The following is a 21,333-nucleotide window of genomic DNA, read 5'->3' as shown; positions in this document are numbered from 1 at the left end:
GCGAAAAAGATTTAAGAAATTTTTTCCACCCATTTGCGAATGACTTTGTAGCCAATCAGGTATTTGAAGAACAATAGCAAAGAATACTTGAGTGAAATCCAGTTGATGTCTAATACCAGCGCACCCCATGCTTGTTTAAGGGCTGCTTCAGTATCATCCAGTTCATGATATACTTTGTGTGATAACTGGGCGAAATGCTGTGAGAAGTATTTTTTAGACATGGCATTCACTTCGTCTCTTACATCCAATGGCAAATAAGCACGGATGATGCCAATGATTTTAGTGATATCGTCAATATTCCGGCCTGTTTTCAGTGCTTCGGAATGCAATGCTTTTCCATGAATCCTGAAATTAGCCAGCACTTTGGGCACATAAGCTAATTCGGCATGAGCAGCAATTCTTACTGTCATTTCCCAGAACTCACCATGTTCGGCACCAAAAAAGCTCCCTAATTTTTCATAGGTGGTTCTTTTGATTACCATGGCAGAAGGTTCTGTATTTTGACGGAGCGCTACGGCTTTTACCCAGTTTTTCAGCAAGCCTCTTTCTTTAGCAAGGGGCTGGTGTTTCCATATAGGGTTGCCTCTTTCGTTGATGTATTGAAATTCTGTAAACGCGGCTCCTACTCTAGGAAACTCATTGAACAAAGACAAGATTTCATCATAAAATCCAGGCATTACATAGTTATCTCCGTATAAAATATGTACATACTTACCCCTGGATAATTTAATACAAGTCTCCAGATTTCTCAGCCTGCCAATTTTATTGGGCTGTCTGAAATAACCAATTCTTCCTTTGCCCGTGTCTTTTACCAGCTGCTCTACATCTCCGTCATCACTGGCATCGTCCACTACCATTATCTGCATAACTCCAATACCCTGATCCAATTCCAGAATGGACAGCAGTGTAGTATTCAGATAAGTAAAGGTATTATCCACGGCAATCATGACCGACCAGACAGGCTGATCCGTTTCATCATGCAACGGTGATATGAGTGGAGGCCTTGAAGGGATTCTCTCTCTTAGTTCTGGTTTACGCATTTCGGGGGTTATAGTCCAAATAATACCCTAATTTGGATGCTAAAAATAAAGCAAAAATTGATTAATTCCCACCAAATAAGGCGATTATGTATTCAGGGAAAGAAAATTTTTTAGTCCAGAAATGGGTTACCGTTCTGAGTGTGGTATTGTTCATCCTGAAAATAACTGCCTACTATCTTACGGATTCCCTGGCCATTTTATCGGATGCAATGGAAAGCATTGTAAACATTGTTGCAGGTTTTATTGGCCTGTATAGTTTATACATTGCAGCACAACCCAGGGATGAAAATCATCCTTACGGACATGGCAAAGCGGAATTCATTTCTGCAGCTGCTGAAGGAAGTTTAATCATTGCTGCAGGTATATTAATCATCTACGAGACCATTGTAAATACCCTTGAAAACCATACGGTACAAGCATTGGACAATGGTATGTGGCTGGTGGGATCAACCGCCTTACTAAATTATATTGCAGGTGCGGTTTGCATTCGGATTGGAAGAAAAAACAATTCACTTGCCCTTGAGAGCAGCGGGAAACACCTTCAAATAGACACATACTCTACCCTTGGTGTATTGGCTGCTATTACGCTAATCTATTTCACTCAAATCTACTGGCTCGACAAAGTAGTAGCACTGGCTTTAAGTATCTGGATCATGTACAATGGCTATACCATCCTGAGAAAATCGCTGGCAGGGATTATGGATGAAGCAGACGAACAAATACTGAAAAAATTCATTGGGGTGCTGAATACATCAAAAAGCAGCAAATGGATTGACCTGCACAATCTCAGGGTTATTAAATACGGAGATCTGCTGCATATTGATTGTCATTTAACATTACCCTGGTATTATAATGTGCATGAAGCGCATCGTGAAATAGACAACTTATCCAGTTTAATCAGAGAAAATTTCGGAGATTCCATTGAGCTTTTTGTGCATACGGATGGATGTTTACCCTATAGCTGTGCCATCTGCTCCCTATCGGATTGCAAGGAAAGGACGCAGACATTTCAACAATCGCTGGACTGGACCCTCGAAAATGTGGTTTCCAATCAGAAACATCGCATTGCCGAGCAGGCTTAATTAGGTAACTTGCAGCTTTAAATATTACATATGGAGAGCTGGAAAACCTATCAGGAAGAACACAAGGAACAATTTTTACAGGAGTTAATTGAGTTATTAAAAATACCCAGCATCAGTGCAAGATCTGAGCATAAAGACGATATGCTGCACTGTGCAGAAATAGTAAAACAAAGATTACTGGAAGCCGGTGCGGATAAGGCTACTATTTATCCAACCAAGGGACACCCCATTGTTTATGGTGAAAAAATAGTAGATCCTACCAAACCTACAGTATTGGTTTATGGACATTATGATGTTCAGCCTGCAGATCCACTGGAGTTATGGCATAGCGGACCTTTTGAACCCGTAATTAAAGATGGAAAAATTTATGCAAGGGGTTCTGCCGATGACAAAGGACAATTTTATATGCACGTAAAGGCACTGGAAACTTTTACCAAAACAAACAGTTTCTGTACCAATATTAAATTCCTTATTGAAGGAGAAGAAGAAATCGGTAGTCCGAATCTGGCTGAATTTGTAAAGGAGAATAAGGAGCTTTTAAAAGCCGATGTAATATTGATTTCAGATACTTCCATGTTGAGCATGGAGAATCCATCCATTGATATTGGCGTAAGAGGACTTAGCTATATTGAACTGGAGCTGACTGCAGCCAACAGAGATTTGCACAGCGGTGTTTATGGTGGAGCAGTTGCCAATCCCATTACCATTTTAGCCCAAATGATTGCATCCTGCCACGATGAAAACAATCATATCACCATCCCTGGTTTTTATGATGATGTGGTAGAAGCTACACCAGAAGAAAGAGCCAAAATGGCGAAAGCACCATTTAATGAAGCGGAGTACAAATCCGATTTGGGTGTTACTGAATTATGGGGCGAGAAAGGATATACAACCAACGAAAGAACAGGAATCAGACCTACACTGGAAGTGAATGGTATCTGGGGAGGTTATACAGGAGAGGGAGCTAAAACAGTATTACCTTCCAAAGCATCTGCTAAAATTTCCTGCCGATTGGTTCCCAATCAATCATCGGAAGTAATCACCAGAAAAGTATTGGATTATTTCAGAAGTATTGCACCTGCTGGCGTTACCATCAATGCCATGGAACATCATGGAGGTGAGCCCTATATGACACCTATCGATTCCATAGAATATAAGGCAGCTGCCAAAGCCATTGAAACTGCTTTCGGCAAAGAGCCAATACCGGTAAGAGGCGGGGGAAGCATTCCCATCTGTGCTTTATTTGAAAAGGAACTGGGCTTAAAAATTATTTTCCTTGGATTTGGTCTGGATAGCGACAACCTGCATAGCCCCAACGAAAAATTCAATCTGGAAAATTATTACAAAGGCATAGAAACCATCCCTTATTTCCATAAGTATTTCGCAGAAATGAAAGGATAATATGGCTGTTGAAAAAGAAAAATTGCGGATAGATAAATATCTCTGGAGCATCCGGCTTTTTAAAACAAGAAGTCAGGCAGGAGATGCCTGCAGCAAGGGTAAAGTAAAATATAACGGAGATGCTGTTAAATCTTCAAGAATTGTTGCCATCGGGGACGAATACGAAGTAAAAACAGAAGCTAAAAAATGGGTCATTAAGGTAACGGGACTACTGCATACCCGCCAGGCCTATGCTGAAGCCATCAAATATTATATTGATATTACGCCGGCAGAAGAACTGGATCGGATCAAATTTGTTGCTTCCAGTTTTCATACAGGCAAGCGTTTGAGCAAAGTGGGTAGACCTACCAAGAGAGACAGAAGAGACCTAGAAGAATTTATGGAATAAAATACAATGCAAACTGCGTATGTTCACTATTGATATCATCACCGTTGTTCCCGCCTTATTGGAAGGGCCTTTCAGCCACAGCATCATGAAACGTGCACAGGACAAGGGTCTACTTAGGGTTCGTACGCATAATCTGCGCAAATGGGCCATCAATAAACATGCACAGGTTGATGATTATCCATTTGGTGGTGGAGCAGGAATGGTGCTCATGTGTGAACCTTTGGCCAATGCAATAGAAGAGCTGCAGAAGGAAACAAATTACGATGCCATCATCTATATGACGCCGGATGGGGAAAGATTCAATCAGCAAAGAGCAAATCAATTATCGCTTCTGCAAAATCTTTTAATCATTTGCGGACACTACAAAGGAATTGATCAGCGAATAAGAGACCGGTATGTAAATATGGAAATATCCATTGGCGATTATGTGCTGAGTGGTGGCGAACTGGCAGCTGCCGTTGTGGTAGATGCAATCGGAAGATTGATTCCTGGCGTCCTGAGTGATGAAACCTCTGCTTTAACCGATTCTTTTCAGGACAATTTACTTGCCCCTCCTGTTTATACCCGGCCAGCTGACTTTAGAGGCATGACAGTACCGGAAATACTATTGCAGGGAGACCCCAGGAAAGTGGAAGACTGGCGATATGAACAGTCCCTTGAAAGAACCAAAGAACGCAGACCTGATTTATTAAAAGAGGATTAAAACTGCGCTTATCCGCTCATTCTACCATTAAGCAAATTAAACTGCGGCTTGATGGTTTTTATATCAATTTTGCTTCTCAGGTATTGGATTTGCTGAAATTATTTATGAGACTACCGATTATTTTACTTTTTGCATGTTGCTGGGTGAATGGATTTGCTCAGGTTAGAAATGGAGAGACTTTTCAGAAAGACTATCAGATTGTCATTTCCAAAACACAAACACCTGTAAAAATTGATGGCATTCTGGACGATGAAATCTGGAAAAAGGCCCAGAAAGTAAGCTCTTTCTGGGAAAAATATCCGGATGACAAAAAGAAAGCAAAACATGCAACTGAAGCCCAGACAGCTTATGATGATAAGTTTTTGTACGTCGCCTACACGGCATATGATTCCGGGAAAGTTTTTATTCAAAGTTTAAAAAGAGATATTGGCCACGACGGAAACGATTGTGTGGCACTGGTGCTGGATCCGGTAAATACCCGAAACAATGGTTTCTTTTTTGTGGTGAATGCTTACAATGCCCAAAGTGAAGACCAGCTTACCTCTGCAGGCGATGGTGTTTCTTTCAGCTGGGACCAGACCTGGTATTCTGAAACCAAAAGATATGGAGATCGCTGGACTGTTGAAATGGCTATTCCCTTTAAATCAATCCGATATCCGGCAGATAAAAAAACATGGGGAATCAATTTTGTAAGGGTAGATACCAAGACCAATGAATATTCTACCTGGACCAATGTTCCGGTCAACTTTTCCACTCACGATGTAGGTTACACGGGCGCATTAATATGGGAAGACGCTCCGCCCAAACCTGGCAGCAATTCAGTATTTGTTCCTTATGTAACAACAGAAGTAACAGAAAACAGGGCTGGCAATGAACCTATTAGTGCCAAACCCAATGCCGGCTTTGATGCAAAAGTTGGTTTAACATCCTCGCTGAATTTAGATCTGACTGTCAATCCTGATTTCTCTCAGCTTGAAGTAGACAGACAAGTAACCAACCTGACCCGTTTCAATATATTCTTCCCTGAAAGAAGAACATTTTTTTTAGAGAATGCCGATTTGTTTTCGGGATATGGCATTGATCCAATACGACCCTTTTACTCGAGAAGAATCGGACTGGATAAAAACGGCAACAAAATTCCCATACTATTTGGTGCCAGAATTACCGGAAATATTGCCAAGAAAACCAGGATTGGTTTCATGAATATGCAAACCGGAAGACAGGGCGATTATGCGCCGGAAAACTATACTGCCTTATCTGTGGATCAAAGAGTATTCAACCGTTCTGTAATAAAAGGATACTTTTTAAACAGAAGCAGCTTTATGACGGATGCCGAAAAAAATGCCAATCCGCTGGATGTATTCAGCCGCAATGCGGGAATAGAATACAACTATTCTGATCTGGAAGGGAAATGGGGGGCCTGGGCTACTTACCATCATTCCTTTAAGCCAGGCATTAAGAAGGACAATGCATTTTACAATGTTGGATTTTCCTATAACAGCAGAAATTTTGGTTTCGTTCAAGACCTGACCAGTCTAGGCACTAATTACTATGCAGACATGGGATTCATTGAAAGAATTGAAAACTATGATGCAGCAAGGGATACGGCTATCCGTGTTGGATTTAAACACTCTTACACCAGCGCTGAATATAAAATCATTCCTTCAAAAGGCAAATTGATCGGAATTAGTTTTGAAGCGGAAAACTATATTGTTTTTAATCCAGACAATAGTTTCAATGAGAGAAACACTACTTTAAACGGGAATGTGGAATTTAGAAATACATCCAGAATCAGTTACAGCACATCAGACTATGAAGTAGATTTATTATTCCCCATTTCCTTTACCGGGGCTACACCACTTCCTGTTGCCAAATACAAATACAGGGATATCGGAATCCGGTATAGTTCAGATTTCAGAAGACCATTCAGTTTCAATGTCAGTGCTGCAACAGGTGGATTTTATAATGGCACCAACAAAACATTAAGAGCTGGAATTACTTTCAGAAAATTACCTAACACCACCCTGAACCTGAACTTTCAGTATAATAAACTGGAATTCCCCGGCACATATGGTTCAACTGAACTCTTTTTGATTTCACAGAGAACAGAAATCAACTTCTCTACCAAATTATTCTGGACTACTTTTTTCCAGTATAATACACAAAGAAACAATATCAATATCAACAGCAGATTACAATACAGATTTAAGCCAATGAGCGATCTGTTCCTGGTTTACACTGACAATTATTTTACATCGCCTTTAATGAAAAACAGCAACAGAGCGCTCGTATTTAAATTGAACTACTGGTTAAACTTATAAAAAAACTGCCACAACAAAATGCTGTGGCAGTTCAATCAATCATGAATGCTATTTAATTCCGATAACAGGAACCTGTTTGTCGTTGATTAATTTATTCAGTTGTTTAACATCAGTGTCCATTACCTGTTTCAATTTGGATAATTGTAAATTGGCTTGAGCACTTAAATCTGCAAACACTTCACGTACCTGTCTGCTGGGTGCATTTTGTCCACTGGATGCAACTCCATACAAACCTGCAATCTTATCGTTCAGGCGAATAGGGAAGTTCAACACGTCCTGACCACTCTTCGCTTTGGTCTGATACAAGGCTTCTTCAACTGCTGTGATTTGTTTGTTAATGCTATCTGCCAATTCCTTAATCTCTTTATGTGATTTGGCATCAATCTTTGCATTGAGTTCCATAATCTGAGATCTCACCATGCGGATATTTCTGATGGCTTTCTGCACTTCATTGAATTTATCACGAACAGACAAAAGGAAGCCAACCTGTGCATCATAATCTGCTTCTGATGCTGCATAAGCAGGATTGGGTTTAATCACAAAACTAAAATCAGCAGAGTCGTTTCCGTATTTAATTTTACCTGTGTATCTACCTGGCGCTGCTTTGGCAGAACCAATACCTCCATTCCATAAGATCATACCATCTGCTCTTTCGGCTGGTGGATAGTTCTGATCCCATACAAACTGATTCATTCCTTCTGCTACTTCCAGTTGATCTTCGGCAACTTTGGTATAACTACTGAAAGTTTTAATGGGCTTTCCTTGCTTATCGTTAATAGTAATGGATACTTTTGAACTATCTGTAATTCCCTTTGCATAAAAGTTGATTACAGTCCCCTGCGGAGGATTGGCTCCTGCATTTGGTTCAGCTGTAATAGTTCCTCTTCTTCTTCTGCCGCCACCTTCTGTTCTGTAACTATCATTTACAGAAAACACATGTAATTTCTTATCGAGAATCGATGGATTTTTTTGCTGCACAATCGTAAGATCATCAATTACCCAGAAAGAACGACCCTGAGTAGCTACAATCAAATCATTGTCTTTTAAAGCAATATCTGTAATTGGCACTACAGGTAAATTCAACTGAAATGGTTTCCAGCTGGCGCCATCGTTGTAACTTATATACATGCCAAATTCTGTACCTGCATACAAAAGACCCTGAACTTTTCTATCTGCTCTGATGGCTCTTGTAAAATGCATATTGTTTATACCGGTTGTGATGCGGGCCCATGTTTTACCGTAGTCGGTTGTTTTGTATAAATACGGAGTATAATCGTCCAGTTTGTATTTTGTCCCTGCAAAAAAAGCAGTCCCTTTTCTGAAAGGATCTGTTTCAATACAGTTCCACATCATCCACTTGCCTGCATCCGGAGGCGTTACATTATTCCATGACTTACCTCCGTCCCTGCTAACATGAATCAAACCATCATCGCTTCCCGTCCACAAAACATCTTTTTCCAAACCAGATTCAGTAGCAGCAAAAATGGTAGAATAATATTCTACTGAAGTATTGTCTTTGGTAATGGGTCCGCCGCTGGGTCCCTGTTTGGTTTTATCATTGGTTGTTAAATCAGGACTAATCATTTCCCAGCTTTGTCCTTCATTCTCTGTTACAAATAAATGATTACCCGCGGTATACAATCGCTTGGGATTGTGTGGCGAGAAAAAGATAGGGAAGTTCCACTGGAAGCGATACTTCAATACATCGGCACCTGCACCCATTGGATTATCCGGCCATACATTGATGGCTCTGTTCTCACCTGTTCTGTGATCGAGCCTTGCTAAGTATCCACCATAGTTACCTCCGTAAACAATTTCAGGATTTAATGGGTCTGCCACCACATGTCCGCTTTCAGAACCCGCTGTAATATCCCAGTCTCTGGCAGTAATGCCAGAACCGCTGGTTCTGCTCTTTATACGAACCGTTGAATTATCCTGCTGCGCACCTAAAATTCTGTAAGGAACAGCATTATCTGTTGTTACCCGATAAAATTGACCAGTAGGTTGATTGTCCATGGTACTCCAGTTATTACCACCATCAAAACTTACCTGTGCTCCCCCATCATCTGCTACAATCATTCTTCTGCCATCTTCCGGATCAATCCATAAATCGTGGTGATCGCCATGAGGAGTATTGACAGACTGGAAAGTTCTGCCACCATCTGTACTCTTCATAAAGTTTACATTTGGGCAATACACCAGATTTTCATTTTTAGGATCTACGTATACTTTGGTATAATACCAGGCACGCTGACGAATATTATTATCATTACTGGTTAAGGTCCAGGTTTCGCCGGCATCTTCACTTTTAAACAATCCGCCATTCGCATTCTCAATGATGGCATATACTTTCTCCGGATTAGATGGAGCAACTGCAACACCTACAATTCCCCATAAGCCTTTAGGCAATCCTTTTTATTGATCAAGGGCTCCCAGGTTTCACCTCCATCGGTACTCTTATACAAACCACTTCCTTCACCTCCACTTTCCATACTATGCGGGGTTCTGATGACTCTCCACATACCCGCATAAAATACATCGGGATTGCCAGGCTCCATTACTAAATCTGATGCACCTGTCTGATTGTTGATGTATAAGGTTCTTTTCCAGGTTTTTCCACCATCGGTTGTTTTGTAAACTCCTCTTTCCTCGTTGGGTCCAAAAAGATGGCCCATCACAGCCGCCCAAACAGTATTCGGATCTCTGGGGTGTACAATCAAACGAATAATATGTCTGCCATCATTTAATCCGATATTTTTCCAGGTTCTTCCGGCATCTGCACTGCGCCAAACGCCACCCAATCCTTCAGCAACGTTACCCCGCATAGTATTTTCGCCCTCACCTACATACACAACAGATTCATCACTGGGTGCTACCGCCACAGCTCCGATGGTACCACCGAAATATTTATCGGAAATATTTTTCCAGTTACTTCCTCCGTCGGTAGTTTTCCATACACCCCCTCCGGTTGCACCAAAATAAAAAGTAGTTCTGTTTTTATAACTGCCTGCTACTGCGGCACTTCTGCCTCCGCGGTATGGTCCAATAGAACGATATTTTACTTTAGACAATAACTGATCTGAAACATCGTCTTTGGGGATGGCTACTTGTTTTACTCTTTCCTTTTTTTGAGCTTGCACTTGCAAACAGCAAATAGATAAAACAAGAATCGATAGGATTTTTCTCATTGCATTAGATTAAGACAGTTAAATTACTGTAATTTCATAATACAATTGAATCCGAATTCATGATATCTTCTGAAAATAGGAACGAAGAAGAGTTCAGAAAACTCTCTTACCATTTGCCTGACCTTATCTTTCAGTTTACCAGAAGGCCGGATGGAACTTATCATGTTCCCATTGCTTCCAAGGGCATTGAAAATATTTTCGGCTGCAAACCGGAAGATGTAAAGGAAAGTTTTGAGCCGATTGTGAAAGTAATGCATCCGGAAGATCAACAAAAAGTTCTGGAAGCCATTGAAAAGTCCGCTAACGAGCTGACAGATTTTGCAATGGAAGCGAGAATTTTAATTCCGGGGAGACCCATTCAATGGATTTATACCAGATCAACCCCTGAAAAACTAGAGGATGGTTCCATTACCTGGTATGGTTTCAGCAGAGATATGACTGAGCAAAAACTGGCACTCGAAAAAATTACTGCTCTTTCTAAAAAACAAGATGCCATTTTAAAAGCCATTCCCGATTTAATTTTTGTTATTGGGGAAGACAAGGTTATTTACGAATATCATTTAAGTGTAAAAGAATTACTAGCCGCACCACCTGAAGTATTCATAGGTAAAAAATATTCGGATATCATTCCAGGTGAAGCATCCGCGGTCATGGATTCAGCCTTAATGGAAACAAAGAAAAAGGATTTTCTTCAGGGCAGCAGTATCAACTGAACTTACCCATTGGCGATTTTTGGTTTGAACTATCAGTAGCGCCCATTGAGGATGAATCTGCAGATTTTCAAAAATATATTGTTGTATCTACCAATATTACAGACCGAAAGTCAAAAGAAGAAAGAATCCAGCAACTTTCGCTGGCCGTTGAGCAAAGCTCAACTAGCATATTAATTACAGATATTGATGGTAATTTACAATATGCCAACAGTTACTTTTATCAACATACCGGCTATACTAAAGAGGATAGCATTGGTCAAAACTTACGATTTATTCAATCCGGCAAAACCAATCTTTCTATCTATGAAGAAATGTGGAATACAATTAAATCTGGCTCTTCATGGAAAGGTGAGTTTTTAAATAAAAAGAAAAATGGAGACTTATTCTGGGAAGAAGCCATTATATCTCCGGTTAAAGATGCCAATGGAAATATCAAAAGGTTTTTAAGTATTAAAACAGATATTACAACTCGTAAAGCCACCATTGAAAAATTAAGAAAAATTGCCTGGAGCCAAAGTCATCAGGTAAGAGGCCCACTGACAGATATCCTGGGTATTATCAATCTGATGAAAATGAAAATTTCTTCAGAAGAAAAGAATATGTTGCTAAGCCAACTGGAAATTGCAGCGCATGGCTTAGATAAAGCCATACATGAAATTGTAGACGAAACTCAAGACAAGAATTAATAGAGATGAATAATGAATTTAGCGTTACAGCCAAGCTGGTGGACATATATAACAAAAAGATTTATCCTGCAAGAGTTACTATCGCCAATCAAAAAATAACTTCCATAATAGCTGTGGAAGAAAATGAATTTGATACTTCAGGATTTATCATGCCGGGCTTTATAGACAGTCATGTGCATATAGAGAGCAGTATGCTGATACCGAGTGAATTTGCCAGAATTGCTGTGTTGCATGGCACAGTTGCCACGGTAAGTGACCCACATGAAATTGCCAATGTTTGCGGAATAGCTGGTGTTCAATTTATGATTGAGAATGGGAAAAAAGTTCCTTTCAAATTCAATTTTGGTGCACCCAGCTGTGTGCCTGCAACCATTTTTGAAACTGCAGGTGCATCACTGGACAGCAATCAAGTGGCTGCGCTTTTAGCATCCGATGATATTAAGTACTTAAGTGAAATGATGAATTTCCCCGGCGTGCTGCACAATGATCCCGAAGTCATGAAAAAAATTGCAGCAGCACACCGGGCCGGTAAGCCCGTGGATGGACACGCCCCCGGCCTTACCGGAGCATTGGCCAAACTGTATATAGAAGCAGGTATTTCCACCGATCATGAATGCTTTACCATGGAAGAAGCCGTAGACAAATTATCCTATGGCATGAAGATTATTATTCGCGAAGGAAGTGCCGCCAAAAACTTTGAAGCACTGGCCGAACTGATTGATGATCATCCGAACAGTGTGATGTTCTGCAGCGACGATAAACATCCGGACAGTCTGGTGGAAGGACATATCAATCAATTGTGCGCAAGAGCTGTTGCCAAGGGGTTAGACCTTTTCAATATTTTAAAAGTAGCCTGCATTAATCCGGTGCATCATTACAAACTGAATGTAGGAACCCTTCGTGTGGGAGACCCTGCCGACTTTGTTGTAGTAGAAGACCTGACCCATTTTAAAGTTCGTCAAACCTATATTGACGGGCAGGCGCTTCTGTCAAACAACCTGGCAGAAAATCCTGCATTAGTCTTGCCAAAGAACGAAAACGAATCTCAAGAAAAGGATGAATTTAAATCCGCCGTTCAACAAACGGCTACTCCATTCAAATCCATCATCCCTTCCGTTTCCGCCACCCCCATCAATCGCTTTTCCTGCAAACCCGTAACAGCAGAAGACCTGCGTATTCGTATTTCGGATTATCCGCAGGAAGGGGGTATGATCCCTGTAATAGAAGCTTTGGATGGGCAATTGATAACGAATCGGATCATGCTAAAGGGCCTGGAAAACAACGGAGAATGGATCAGTAATCCGGAAGCGGATTGTTTAAAAATGGTAGTAGTGAACAGGTACCATATGGCGCCGGTTGCAAAAGCTTTCATCAAAAATTTTGGTTTCAGTACCGGCGCCATCGCCTCCACGGTAGCCCACGATAGCCACAATATTGTAGCAGTGGGCGCAACGGATGAAGATCTGGTGGCAGCCATCAATGCAGTTATAGCGGCAGAAGGTGGAATCAGTTGTATAAAAGGATCGGAACAAAAAGTATTGCCCTTACCGGTTGCCGGACTCATGAGCACAGGAGATGGTTTTGAAATTGCGCAGCAATACACAGCCATTGATGCCATGGCCAAAAGCCTGGGAAGCCAGCTGGGTGCACCTTTCATGACACTCAGTTTTATGGCATTACTGGTGATTCCTCATTTAAAATTGAGCGACAAGGGGTTATTTGACGGGGACAGTTTTTCTTTTTTATCCTGAACTGACCCGCGGTAAAAACCGTATTTTCGCTGCTCAATCTTTCACCATGGTGATCAATTTAAGTAAACAGCATAGCCTGCTAAGCAACTGGGTAGCTGAGTTAAGAAATGTCAATGTACAAGGCGACCGTATGCGTTTCAGAAGAAACCTGGAGCGTATTGCAGAAGTAGCTGCTTATGAAATCAGCAAGGAACTTCCCTGGGAAACGGTAGAAATTGCAACTCCTCTGGGAACACACGAAAGTAAACTACTAAAAGACCAACCCGTTTTAGCCACCATTTTAAGAGCAGGCTTGCCCATGCACAATGGCATGCTGAACTATTTTGACAAAGCAGACAATGCTTTTGTATCAGCCTATCGCAAACACCACAGAGATGGGAGTTTTGAAATCAGCATGGAATACATGAGCTGTCCCGACCTGAGCAACCGCACAGTGATTATTTCAGACCCCATGCTGGCCACCGGCGCATCACTGGTAAAAACCATTCAGCATATGAAAGCAGAATGGAATCCATCCAGCTTCCATGTGGTTGTAGCTATTGCCTGCACGGTTGGTATTGAGTTTCTGGAAAGAGAATGCGGAACTGATATAACCATCTGGTGTGGCGATATTGACGAAGAGCTGACAGCCAAGTCCTATATCGTTCCGGGTTTAGGAGATGCAGGTGATCTGGCATTTGGCTCCAAATTGCAGTCATAGAATACCCCTGGCCGGATCCACCACCCTGGAGGCTGCATGCCTCAATTAAATTGTATCTTTAGGATGAACTAATTAGTATGCGTAAACTTCTGCTTTGGGGATGTGGGGCTTTTTTGTCTTTGGTGGTGCAGGCACAGGATCCGCATTTTTCGCAGTTTTTTTCCTCTCCGCTCACTTTAAACCCTGCTTTCACAGGTAAATTTTTTGGTACCTATCGCATAGCAGGCAATTATCGCAATCAATGGCCGGGCATCAACAATGCATTTACTACGGCAACCGCTTCCATTGATTTTCAGATTATGCAAAACAAAATGCAAAGAGGCGATACCTGGGGCGTAGGGTTCATGGGATTCAATGATAATAGCAGCAACGGTGCTGTTCAGTTTAATTACGGAAGTTTTTCAACCGCGTATCACAAGAGTTTAGATGAAGACGGCATGCATCAAATTGGGCTGGGCTTTCAGGGGACCTATGCCAATATGTTTATCAATACCACCAATCTCAATTTTGAAGACCAGTTAACCACTGCGGGCTTTACCAGAGTAAGTTCTGAAATATTCAACAATACCACACTCAAATCCAGATACCTCGATTTGAATGCGGGTTTGTTGTACAATGGTAGTACCAACGATTATAACAATTTTTATTTCGGTATCAGCATGTACCATATCAACAGACCAAGACAGTCTTTCACTGGTGCTGAATATGCTTTGAAACCCAGAACCAATATACATGCGGGTGCTTATTTTCCTTTGAGTCCTTCAACCACATTGCACCTGAGTGGATCTCAGAGTTTTCAGGCACAGGCATCGCAAACCATTATTGGTGGTGCCATTCAGCTGAATGCAACACCTGATCAGCTCAATCCAACCAGCTTGTATATTGGTGCGTGGATGAGAATGAAAGATGCCATCATCCCCTATATTGGTATTGAGTTTAACAATATTCGGATAGGTGCTACCTACGATTACAATACTTCTTCTTTAAGAACAGCTTCCATGAACAGAGGCGGTATTGAAGTTTCTCTGATTTATGTCAGAAGACCCAATACAGACCGTCCTGTGAACTGTCCCAAGTTTTAAAATCCTATTTGCTATCTTTGGCAAAAACCCCCGGTTGCTAAAAGAAATAATCATATCAATACAGGCATACGGAGCAGCACACCGTTTCATAAAAGCACATAAACTTTGGAAATGGATTATTGTTCCAGGATTTCTATACATGTTGCTTTTTGTAACAGGAATGTATTTTTTTAGTCAGAGCGTTAACAATGCTATTGAATGGATTGCACTGAATACAGGATTGAAAAGATGGCTTGACACATTAGACAATGGCTTCCTCGGATTTATTTTTACCATGGGCAGCATGTTGCTCTGGATTTTGCTAATGCTTTTCTATTTCTCTTTATTCAAATTTCTTTTTCTGATTATCGGCTCTCCCTTGTTTGCTTATTTAAGCGAGAAAACAGAAGCGATTTTAGAGAACAAGGATTTCCCTTTCAATACCCAGCAATTCGTAAAAGATATTATCAGAGGTGTCCAACTGGCCATAAGAAACAGTTTGTGGCAAACCGTTTATGTACTAAGCATCATTTTTTTAAGTCTGATTCCGCTGCTCGGATGGCTTACTCCATTTTTGGCTATGATTGTTGAATGTTATTACTATGGTTTTTCTATGCTGGATTACAGTATGGAAAGACATAAGAAGTCTGCTTCAGAGAGTATTGCTTTTGTTGCAGCGCACAAAGGCCTGGCCATTGGAAACGGAGTTGTATTTTATCTGTTTCATTTATTACCCATTATCGGGTGGATTTTAGCACCTGCCTATGCAGTGGTGGCGGCTACATTAAGTATATACCCGCTTAAAAAAGAAGCATTGGAGAAAATCCAAAACAACAATGGGTAAAGTATTATTAATACCGACGGTTCTGTACGAAGATGCATTGGAAACCCTTCCTGCCTATGTTAAGGAAGGAGTACAACAGTGCACCTACTTCTTTGTAGAGAATGAAAAAACAACCCGCCGTTTCTTTAAAAAAATCTGGAAAGAAATGGTCATTGATAATTATCAGTGGCAGGCCATTCACAAAGCAGAAGCTTCGGTTGTTCAGCAGTTTTTAAAAGCGTTAAAGGAAGGACATACCATTGGTATTGTGAGTGAAGCGGGTTGTCCGGGCATTGCTGATCCGGGACAAGTGCTGGTAGAAGCAGCACAACAAAATGGATACCCTGTAAAACCCTTAGTAGGACCCAGTTCTATCCTGCTGGCTTTAATGGCAAGCGGCATGAACGGACAATGTTTTCAATTCAACGGATACCTGCCCATAGATCCTTCAGAAAGAAAAAAGAAAATCAGGTTGCTGGAAGAAGATTCACTTCGCAATCAGTGTACGCATATATTTATTGAAACGCCCTACCGGAACAACCAGATGATGAAAGATTTATTGAGTGCCTGTAAGCCGGAGACCCGCATCTGTGTGGGCAAGAATATTACTGCCCCCGATGAAAGCATCGTAACCCTTTCCGTAAAAGAATGGGGTAAAAAAATACCGGAACTTCATAAAATTCCGGTAATCTTTTTATTGCAGGCCTAATGCTGTTTAGGTGCAATGATGGTTTCATTCCCCAGCCCCCTCACTTCTAAAATACTGTCCACAATGTATTTTTCTGCTCCGCGCCAGGGCAATGCACCTAAATATCTTTTGTAATGTACATTGATTTCTCTGCCTGAATTTTGATTGAGCACTTGCGCCACTTTTTCATCCACCACACTGAACACAAATTCATTGCTCTGCACATTGGCTTTAAATCCACTTTGAATCAAATTGCCTTCATAGGTTTTAAATACAAAACCCTTTTGCTGAAAAGTATTCAGAATACCTGCTTTCGTTCCTTCAGAATACACAAAATAGTAACGCCAGTAAATAAAACCAGCTAGCACTAGAAGGATGATGGTGGTTGCGCTCCAGGCAAATTTTTTCATTGTCATATTACAGTCCGTATTTATCAACTAAATAAATCAACGCTGCCATATTCACTGCTCCCAGATTCAATTCTCGCTTGTTTACGTTTTCAAAAACATCGGAGCGGGCATGGTGAATATCAAAGTAACGCTGGCTATCCGGCATCAATCCGGCTATGGGCGTACCAAAAGTTTTATTCAATGGACCAATATCTGCTCCACCGCCACCGGCTTGTAAGAAATCGGTTCCATAAGGTTTTAACAAGGGCAACCACTGCTGAATCTTAGCTAATTGTTCTGCACTGGCAGTAAAGCCAAATCCTCTTGGTGTAAATCCACCTGCATCAGACTCTAAAGCAAATACATGTTTCTCATTGTTCTTCTTTGCCTCCTCTGCGTATTTATTACCGCCTCTCATTCCATTCTCTTCATTGGCAAACAATACAAAACGCAAAGTTCGCTTGGGTTGATACCCCAGTGTTTTCAGGGCTCTCATGATTTCGATGGTTTGTACAATGCCTGCTCCATCATCATGGGCTCCTTCGTTCACATCCCAGCTATCCAAATGACCTCCCACAGTAATGTATTCATTGGGGAATTCAGTACCGGTTAATTCAGCTACCACTGAATGCCCTTCCACTTCCGGACCAAATGATCCGTTGGTTGTCATAGAAACCTTGATGGTATTCTTTCTGGTGGTCTCCCAGATATAGTCTGCATCATAATTGCCCAGCGCAATCGCAGGTATTTTAGGATAAGCTTCATCGTAGCCTGTTGTACCGGTGTGAGGATTGTTATCAGTGGCTTCCGTTAAAGAACGAATCATCACGCCCACTGCACCGTACCTGGCTGCTCTGCTGGGGCCTGATCTTCTGTACTGACCGGCTTCACCATAAGACTTGAAAGTCTGAATATTGGTGGGATTGAATTTGTTGTTGAAATACACAATCTTGCCTTTCAGCTGGTCTTTCTTTGCTTCCATTTCATCAAAATCCTGAACAGCCACTACTTCTGCAACCAATGGCTTTCCGCCTGTACCAATTGAATTACCCAATGCCAGCACATCCAGTGTACGATTGGTTTTCTTGCCGTTCTGGCCTACAACTGCAGCCAGGTCCTTACCTCCTCTTTTCCAGTTGGGCATCATACAGGCCTGTAAAAAAACCTTATCGGCACCCAGCTTTTTCAAGGATGCTTCACCCCAGGCAACTGCTTTGTTGTATTGCTCAGAGCCGGCTAATCTGCCGCCAATACCCTTGGTTAATTCGCGCAACAAATCGTGGGCTTTACCATTGCGCATGATTTCATCACTAATTTTTTTGATATACGCCGAGTCTGCATTGCTTTGTGCAGAAAGCAGCATAGGAATACATGCTGCCAGGGTTAATAATTTCTTCATTGGCTAAAGTTAAAAAATATCCGTTCTTTACAGTGAATAATTCAATTGCAATGAGAATAGGTATTGTATGTTACCCCACTTTTGGTGGATCGGGTGTGCTGGCTACCGAGTTAGGCAAAGCCCTTGCCGATGAAGGCCACCAGGTACATTTTATTACCTACCAGCAACCGGTTAGGCTAAATGTATTCAATACCAATATATTTTACCATGAAGTAAGGGTACCCACTTATCCGCTATTCGATTATCCTCCCTATGAAGTGGCATTGGCCAGTACCATGGTAGATGTGATCATGAATTATGATTTAGATCTTCTGCATGTACACTATGCCATACCGCACGCTTCTGCAGCTTATATGGCTCGTCAGATTGTACAGAAGAAAACCGGCAGACATGTCCCTTTCATTACCACTTTACACGGAACCGATATTACCCTGGTAGGCCGCGACAAAACCTACGAGCCGGTTGTTACTTTCTCTATCAATGAAAGTGATGCCATTACCGCTGTATCTAAAAACCTGAGAGACGAAACCTATCATTCCTTTGCGATTGAAAAGGAAATTGAAGTCATTTACAATTTTGTGGATGTAAGCAGGTTCAATAAAAAACCCATTGATGCATTCCGAAAAGTGATTGCACCCAACGGAGAAAAAATCATCATGCACGCCAGTAACTTCAGGAAAGTAAAAAGGGTTACTGATGTAATTAAAGTGTTTGCAGATACACAAAAAGCAGTTGCTTCAAAATTACTGATGGTAGGTGATGGTCCTGAAAGACCAGCCTGCGAAGAACTCGCCAGGGAGTTAGGCGTTGAACACGATGTACGTTTCTTAGGTAAGCAGGAACAAATTGAAGACATTCTTGCAGTGAGCGATGTATTCTTATTGCCTTCCGAATACGAGAGTTTCGGTTTGGCTGCATTAGAAGCCATGGCGGCCAGAACTGTTGTCATCAGTACCAATGCAGGTGGTTTGGGAGAAATCAATATTCAGGGACAAACCGGATACATGGCCAATGTAGGCGATGTAGAATCAATGAGCAAATATGCGATTGAATTACTAAGCGATGAGCAAAAACTGGCAACTATGAAGGAAGCGGCTTATGAACAGGCAGCCCAATTCGATATCAAAAAAATCATTCCGATTTACGAGGCCTTGTACGGTCGTTTTTGCAGGATGAGTTTGTAGCGTTTTTCAACAGCAGAATCAATAAACAATTACAAACTGTTTACACTCTTCAAAACAATCTCACAAAGCATCCCCAATTCTTCCTCAGCAATAATCAAGGGCGGCGCAATTCTGATTCGGTCGGGTGCAAACAAAAACCAATCGGTTACCAATCCGTTTTGAATACAGGCGTGTGCAACGGCCTGGGTAATTTCAGGAGTTGCAAATTGCAAACTCATCCACAGTCCACAATCCTTTACCGATAGTATTTTGGGATGCTGCAGACGGGATTTTAAAAGTGCATTTTTCTTTGGTACTTCCTGAATCCATTCGGGGTGTGCCATCAATTCTTCAAAAGCGGCTTTGCCCGCGGCACAGGAAACCGGATGGCCGCCAAAGGTAGTAATATGGCCCAGTACAGGCGCATAGGTCAAGGTATTCATGAGTCGTTGGTCTGCAATAAAAGCACCCAATGGCATACCGCCACCCAGTGCTTTCCCCAGCAATAAGATATCGGGCACAATACCGAATTGTTCAAAAGCCCATAAAGAACCTGTTCTTCCAAATCCTGCCTGTATTTCATCCAGGATCAATAACACGCAATGTTGATTGCATTTTTCCCTTACCGCTTGTAACCATGTTGCAGGGGGAGCAGTTACGCCGCTTTCTGCCTGCACCGTTTCCAGTATCACACATGCTGTTTCACTATCAATGGCTTCAATCAACTCGGCCGAACCGTAATCATAATGATACACATCTGGTAACAAAGGACGGAATGCCTGTTTAAAATATTCATCCCCCATCATACTCAATGCGCCCTGTGTGCTTCCATGATAGGCATTTTTTGCGCCAATGATTTTAGATCGGTTGGTCACCCGCTTCGCCAGTTTCATGGCTCCTTCTGTGGCTTCTGCCCCACTATTGGTAAAATAGACACAGTTTAATGAAGGAGGAAGATGTTCGGTTAGTTTTTTGGCGTATTGCACCTGGGGCGTTTCAATGAATTCACCATATACAATCACGTGCATATAAGCAGCGGCCTGTTCCTGAACCGCTTTAATAACGGCAGGATTTCCGTGACCAATATTGGCCACACTGAAGCCGGAAATGCCGTCAATGTATTTTTTACCCTGGGTATCGGTCAGCCAGACCCCTTGTGCAGCTGCCATTTCAATCCCGATGGGTTTGGGAGAAGTCTGGGCTACATGGTCTAAAAATAATTGACGTTGATTCATTTGGGTTCAAACTTATAATAAGATTGCCGATAATTTATATCTTCATCACAAATATTACTATGGCAACGATTTTACCTGTTCTTGGCAAGCATCCGCAAATGGGTGCAGATTGTTTTGTAGCTCCCAACGCTACCATTGTAGGAGATGTGGTAATGGGCGATGAATGCAGTGTTTGGTTCAATACCGTGGTAAGAGGAGATGTGCACTACATTAAAATCGGGAACAAAGTAAATATCCAGGACGGTGCTGTTATTCATTGCACTTACCAGAAAAACCCAACAATCATTGGAGACCGTGTTTCCATTGGTCACAATGCACTGGTGCACGGATGCACCGTACACGACGATGTTCTAATTGGCATGGGTGCCATTGTTATGGACCGCTGCGTAATTCATTCCAATTCCATTATTGCAGCTGGTGCGGTTTTACTGGAAGGTACTGTAGTAGAATCCGGAACCATTTATGCCGGCGTTCCCGCTAAAAAAGTAAAAGACTTATCACCTGATATGGTGCATGCAGAAATAGAAAGAATATCCAATAATTATGTGCAGTATGCTTCCTGGTTTGCAGACTACAATCACAATAATTTTTTAAAGCAGTAA

At 41.6% G+C, this 21,333-nt stretch carries 20 protein-coding genes; 14 read left to right on the top strand and 6 right to left on the bottom strand.

Annotated elements, in window-relative coordinates; translation table 11 throughout:
- Positions 1–11: 11 nt before the first annotated feature.
- A complete protein-coding gene (locus F777_RS0104845; protein WP_037369134.1) occupies positions 12–1,040 on the bottom strand; it encodes a glycosyltransferase in 1,029 nt (342 codons plus the stop codon).
- An 86-nt stretch (positions 1,041–1,126) separates the two neighbouring features.
- Between F777_RS0104845 and F777_RS0104840 the strand changes: the two genes are divergently transcribed.
- The 5 genes from F777_RS0104840 (at position 1,127) to F777_RS0104820 (ending at position 6,935) form a co-directional block, all read left to right on the top strand.
- The gene (locus F777_RS0104840; protein WP_026751057.1) at positions 1,127–2,122 is read left to right on the top strand and encodes a cation diffusion facilitator family transporter; all 996 of its coding nucleotides are present in this window, start codon (positions 1,127–1,129) and stop codon (positions 2,120–2,122) included.
- A 30-nt stretch (positions 2,123–2,152) separates the two neighbouring features.
- Complete coding sequence (locus F777_RS0104835; protein ID WP_026751056.1) at positions 2,153–3,523, top strand: dipeptidase; 1,371 nt, start codon at positions 2,153–2,155, stop codon at positions 3,521–3,523.
- 1 nt (position 3,524) lies between these two features.
- Positions 3,525–3,911, top strand: a complete 387-nt coding sequence (locus F777_RS0104830) for an RNA-binding S4 domain-containing protein (protein WP_026751055.1) — start codon at positions 3,525–3,527, stop codon at positions 3,909–3,911.
- A gap of 19 nt (positions 3,912–3,930) precedes the next feature.
- Positions 3,931–4,614 carry a tRNA (guanosine(37)-N1)-methyltransferase TrmD gene (gene trmD / locus F777_RS0104825; protein WP_037351706.1) on the top strand — a complete coding sequence of 228 codons (684 nt, stop codon included), beginning with the start codon at positions 3,931–3,933 and terminating at the stop codon, positions 4,612–4,614.
- 104 nt (positions 4,615–4,718) lie between these two features.
- Positions 4,719–6,935 carry a DUF5916 domain-containing protein gene (locus F777_RS0104820; RefSeq protein ID WP_026751053.1) on the top strand — a complete coding sequence of 739 codons (2,217 nt, stop codon included), beginning with the start codon at positions 4,719–4,721 and terminating at the stop codon, positions 6,933–6,935.
- A 48-nt stretch (positions 6,936–6,983) separates the two neighbouring features.
- Here the strand turns inward: F777_RS0104820 and F777_RS15750 are convergent, their stop codons facing one another.
- Positions 6,984–9,344, bottom strand: a complete 2,361-nt coding sequence (locus F777_RS15750; protein WP_201767572.1) for a hypothetical protein — start codon at positions 9,342–9,344, stop codon at positions 6,984–6,986.
- Complete coding sequence (locus F777_RS18150) at positions 9,317–10,123, bottom strand: WD40/YVTN/BNR-like repeat-containing protein (protein ID WP_201767571.1); 807 nt, start codon at positions 10,121–10,123, stop codon at positions 9,317–9,319. The genes F777_RS15750 and F777_RS18150 overlap by 28 nt, the downstream gene beginning before the upstream one ends.
- Before the next feature lie 59 nt (positions 10,124–10,182).
- Here F777_RS18150 and F777_RS0104810 point away from each other — a divergent pair, with 59 nt between their 5' ends.
- From F777_RS0104810 to F777_RS0104780, 7 genes are all read left to right on the top strand, one after another.
- Positions 10,183–10,836 (top strand): PAS domain-containing protein, encoded by a 654-nt coding sequence (locus tag F777_RS0104810; RefSeq protein WP_026751052.1) that lies wholly within the window; start codon positions 10,183–10,185, stop codon positions 10,834–10,836.
- Complete coding sequence (locus tag F777_RS17775; protein ID WP_081720463.1) at positions 10,764–11,522, top strand: PAS domain-containing protein; 759 nt, start codon at positions 10,764–10,766, stop codon at positions 11,520–11,522. Before F777_RS0104810 ends, F777_RS17775 begins: the two co-directional genes overlap by 73 nt.
- Before the next feature lie 5 nt (positions 11,523–11,527).
- Positions 11,528–13,273, top strand: a complete 1,746-nt coding sequence (locus F777_RS0104800) for an adenine deaminase (protein WP_026751050.1) — start codon at positions 11,528–11,530, stop codon at positions 13,271–13,273.
- A gap of 46 nt (positions 13,274–13,319) precedes the next feature.
- Entirely contained in the window at positions 13,320–13,973 is a 654-nt protein-coding gene (gene upp, locus F777_RS0104795) for a uracil phosphoribosyltransferase (protein ID WP_026751049.1), read from the top strand.
- Positions 13,974–14,050: 77 nt separating this feature from the next.
- Positions 14,051–15,055 (top strand): PorP/SprF family type IX secretion system membrane protein, encoded by a 1,005-nt coding sequence (locus F777_RS0104790; protein WP_026751048.1) that lies wholly within the window; start codon positions 14,051–14,053, stop codon positions 15,053–15,055.
- Positions 15,056–15,089: 34 nt separating this feature from the next.
- The gene (locus tag F777_RS15745) at positions 15,090–15,878 is read left to right on the top strand and encodes an EI24 domain-containing protein (protein WP_051408435.1); all 789 of its coding nucleotides are present in this window, start codon (positions 15,090–15,092) and stop codon (positions 15,876–15,878) included.
- Positions 15,871–16,566 (top strand): SAM-dependent methyltransferase, encoded by a 696-nt coding sequence (locus tag F777_RS0104780; RefSeq protein WP_026751047.1) that lies wholly within the window; start codon positions 15,871–15,873, stop codon positions 16,564–16,566. Before F777_RS15745 ends, F777_RS0104780 begins: the two co-directional genes overlap by 8 nt.
- On the opposite strand, the gene F777_RS15740 is transcribed toward F777_RS0104780, so the two are convergent.
- Positions 16,563–16,961, bottom strand: coding sequence for a hypothetical protein (locus tag F777_RS15740; protein WP_235785887.1), 399 nt, complete (start codon positions 16,959–16,961; stop codon positions 16,563–16,565). The genes F777_RS0104780 and F777_RS15740 overlap by 4 nt on opposite strands.
- Position 16,962: 1 nt before the next feature.
- Positions 16,963–18,333 (bottom strand): M20/M25/M40 family metallo-hydrolase, encoded by a 1,371-nt coding sequence (locus F777_RS0104770; RefSeq protein ID WP_026751046.1) that lies wholly within the window; start codon positions 18,331–18,333, stop codon positions 16,963–16,965.
- A 50-nt stretch (positions 18,334–18,383) separates the two neighbouring features.
- On the opposite strand from F777_RS0104770, the gene bshA reads away from it, so the two are divergent.
- Positions 18,384–19,517: an N-acetyl-alpha-D-glucosaminyl L-malate synthase BshA gene (gene bshA / locus F777_RS0104765; protein WP_026751045.1), complete on the top strand. Its 1,134-nt coding sequence runs from the start codon at positions 18,384–18,386 to the stop codon at positions 19,515–19,517.
- A gap of 29 nt (positions 19,518–19,546) precedes the next feature.
- On the opposite strand, the gene F777_RS0104760 is transcribed toward bshA, so the two are convergent.
- Positions 19,547–20,731, bottom strand: a complete 1,185-nt coding sequence (locus F777_RS0104760; protein ID WP_026751044.1) for an aspartate aminotransferase family protein — start codon at positions 20,729–20,731, stop codon at positions 19,547–19,549.
- Between the two features lie 59 nt (positions 20,732–20,790).
- Here F777_RS0104760 and F777_RS0104755 point away from each other — a divergent pair, with 59 nt between their 5' ends.
- Positions 20,791–21,333, top strand: coding sequence for a gamma carbonic anhydrase family protein (locus F777_RS0104755; protein ID WP_026751043.1), 543 nt, complete (start codon positions 20,791–20,793; stop codon positions 21,331–21,333).

This window comes from Sediminibacterium sp. C3, assembly GCF_000508085.1.
Lineage (GTDB): Bacteria > Bacteroidota > Bacteroidia > Chitinophagales > Chitinophagaceae > Sediminibacterium.
This window is presented reverse-complemented; position numbering and strand designations above follow the sequence as displayed.

What these genes read in the sequence shown, in the direction of transcription:
- upp (WP_026751049.1), top strand. Translation starts at nt 13,320, where the DNA reads ATGGTGATCAATTTAAGTAAACAGCATAGCCTGCTAAGCAACTGGGTA.
- F777_RS0104840 (WP_026751057.1), top strand. Translation starts at nt 1,127, where the DNA reads ATGTATTCAGGGAAAGAAAATTTTTTAGTCCAGAAATGGGTTACCGTT.
- F777_RS0104800 (WP_026751050.1), top strand. Translation starts at nt 11,528, where the DNA reads ATGAATAATGAATTTAGCGTTACAGCCAAGCTGGTGGACATATATAAC.
- F777_RS0104845 (WP_037369134.1), bottom strand. Translation starts at nt 1,040, where the DNA reads ATGCGTAAACCAGAACTAAGAGAGAGAATCCCTTCAAGGCCTCCACTC.
- F777_RS0104780 (WP_026751047.1), top strand. Translation starts at nt 15,871, where the DNA reads ATGGGTAAAGTATTATTAATACCGACGGTTCTGTACGAAGATGCATTG.
- F777_RS0104820 (WP_026751053.1), top strand. Translation starts at nt 4,719, where the DNA reads ATGAGACTACCGATTATTTTACTTTTTGCATGTTGCTGGGTGAATGGA.
- F777_RS0104755 (WP_026751043.1), top strand. Translation starts at nt 20,791, where the DNA reads ATGGCAACGATTTTACCTGTTCTTGGCAAGCATCCGCAAATGGGTGCA.
- F777_RS0104830 (WP_026751055.1), top strand. Translation starts at nt 3,525, where the DNA reads ATGGCTGTTGAAAAAGAAAAATTGCGGATAGATAAATATCTCTGGAGC.
- F777_RS0104770 (WP_026751046.1), bottom strand. Translation starts at nt 18,333, where the DNA reads ATGAAGAAATTATTAACCCTGGCAGCATGTATTCCTATGCTGCTTTCT.
- bshA (WP_026751045.1), top strand. Translation starts at nt 18,384, where the DNA reads ATGAGAATAGGTATTGTATGTTACCCCACTTTTGGTGGATCGGGTGTG.
- F777_RS0104835 (WP_026751056.1), top strand. Translation starts at nt 2,153, where the DNA reads ATGGAGAGCTGGAAAACCTATCAGGAAGAACACAAGGAACAATTTTTA.
- F777_RS0104790 (WP_026751048.1), top strand. Translation starts at nt 14,051, where the DNA reads ATGCGTAAACTTCTGCTTTGGGGATGTGGGGCTTTTTTGTCTTTGGTG.
- F777_RS18150 (WP_201767571.1), bottom strand. Translation starts at nt 10,123, where the DNA reads ATGAGAAAAATCCTATCGATTCTTGTTTTATCTATTTGCTGTTTGCAA.
- F777_RS0104810 (WP_026751052.1), top strand. Translation starts at nt 10,183, where the DNA reads ATGATATCTTCTGAAAATAGGAACGAAGAAGAGTTCAGAAAACTCTCT.
- F777_RS15740 (WP_235785887.1), bottom strand. Translation starts at nt 16,961, where the DNA reads ATGACAATGAAAAAATTTGCCTGGAGCGCAACCACCATCATCCTTCTA.
- trmD (WP_037351706.1), top strand. Translation starts at nt 3,931, where the DNA reads ATGTTCACTATTGATATCATCACCGTTGTTCCCGCCTTATTGGAAGGG.
- F777_RS0104760 (WP_026751044.1), bottom strand. Translation starts at nt 20,731, where the DNA reads ATGAATCAACGTCAATTATTTTTAGACCATGTAGCCCAGACTTCTCCC.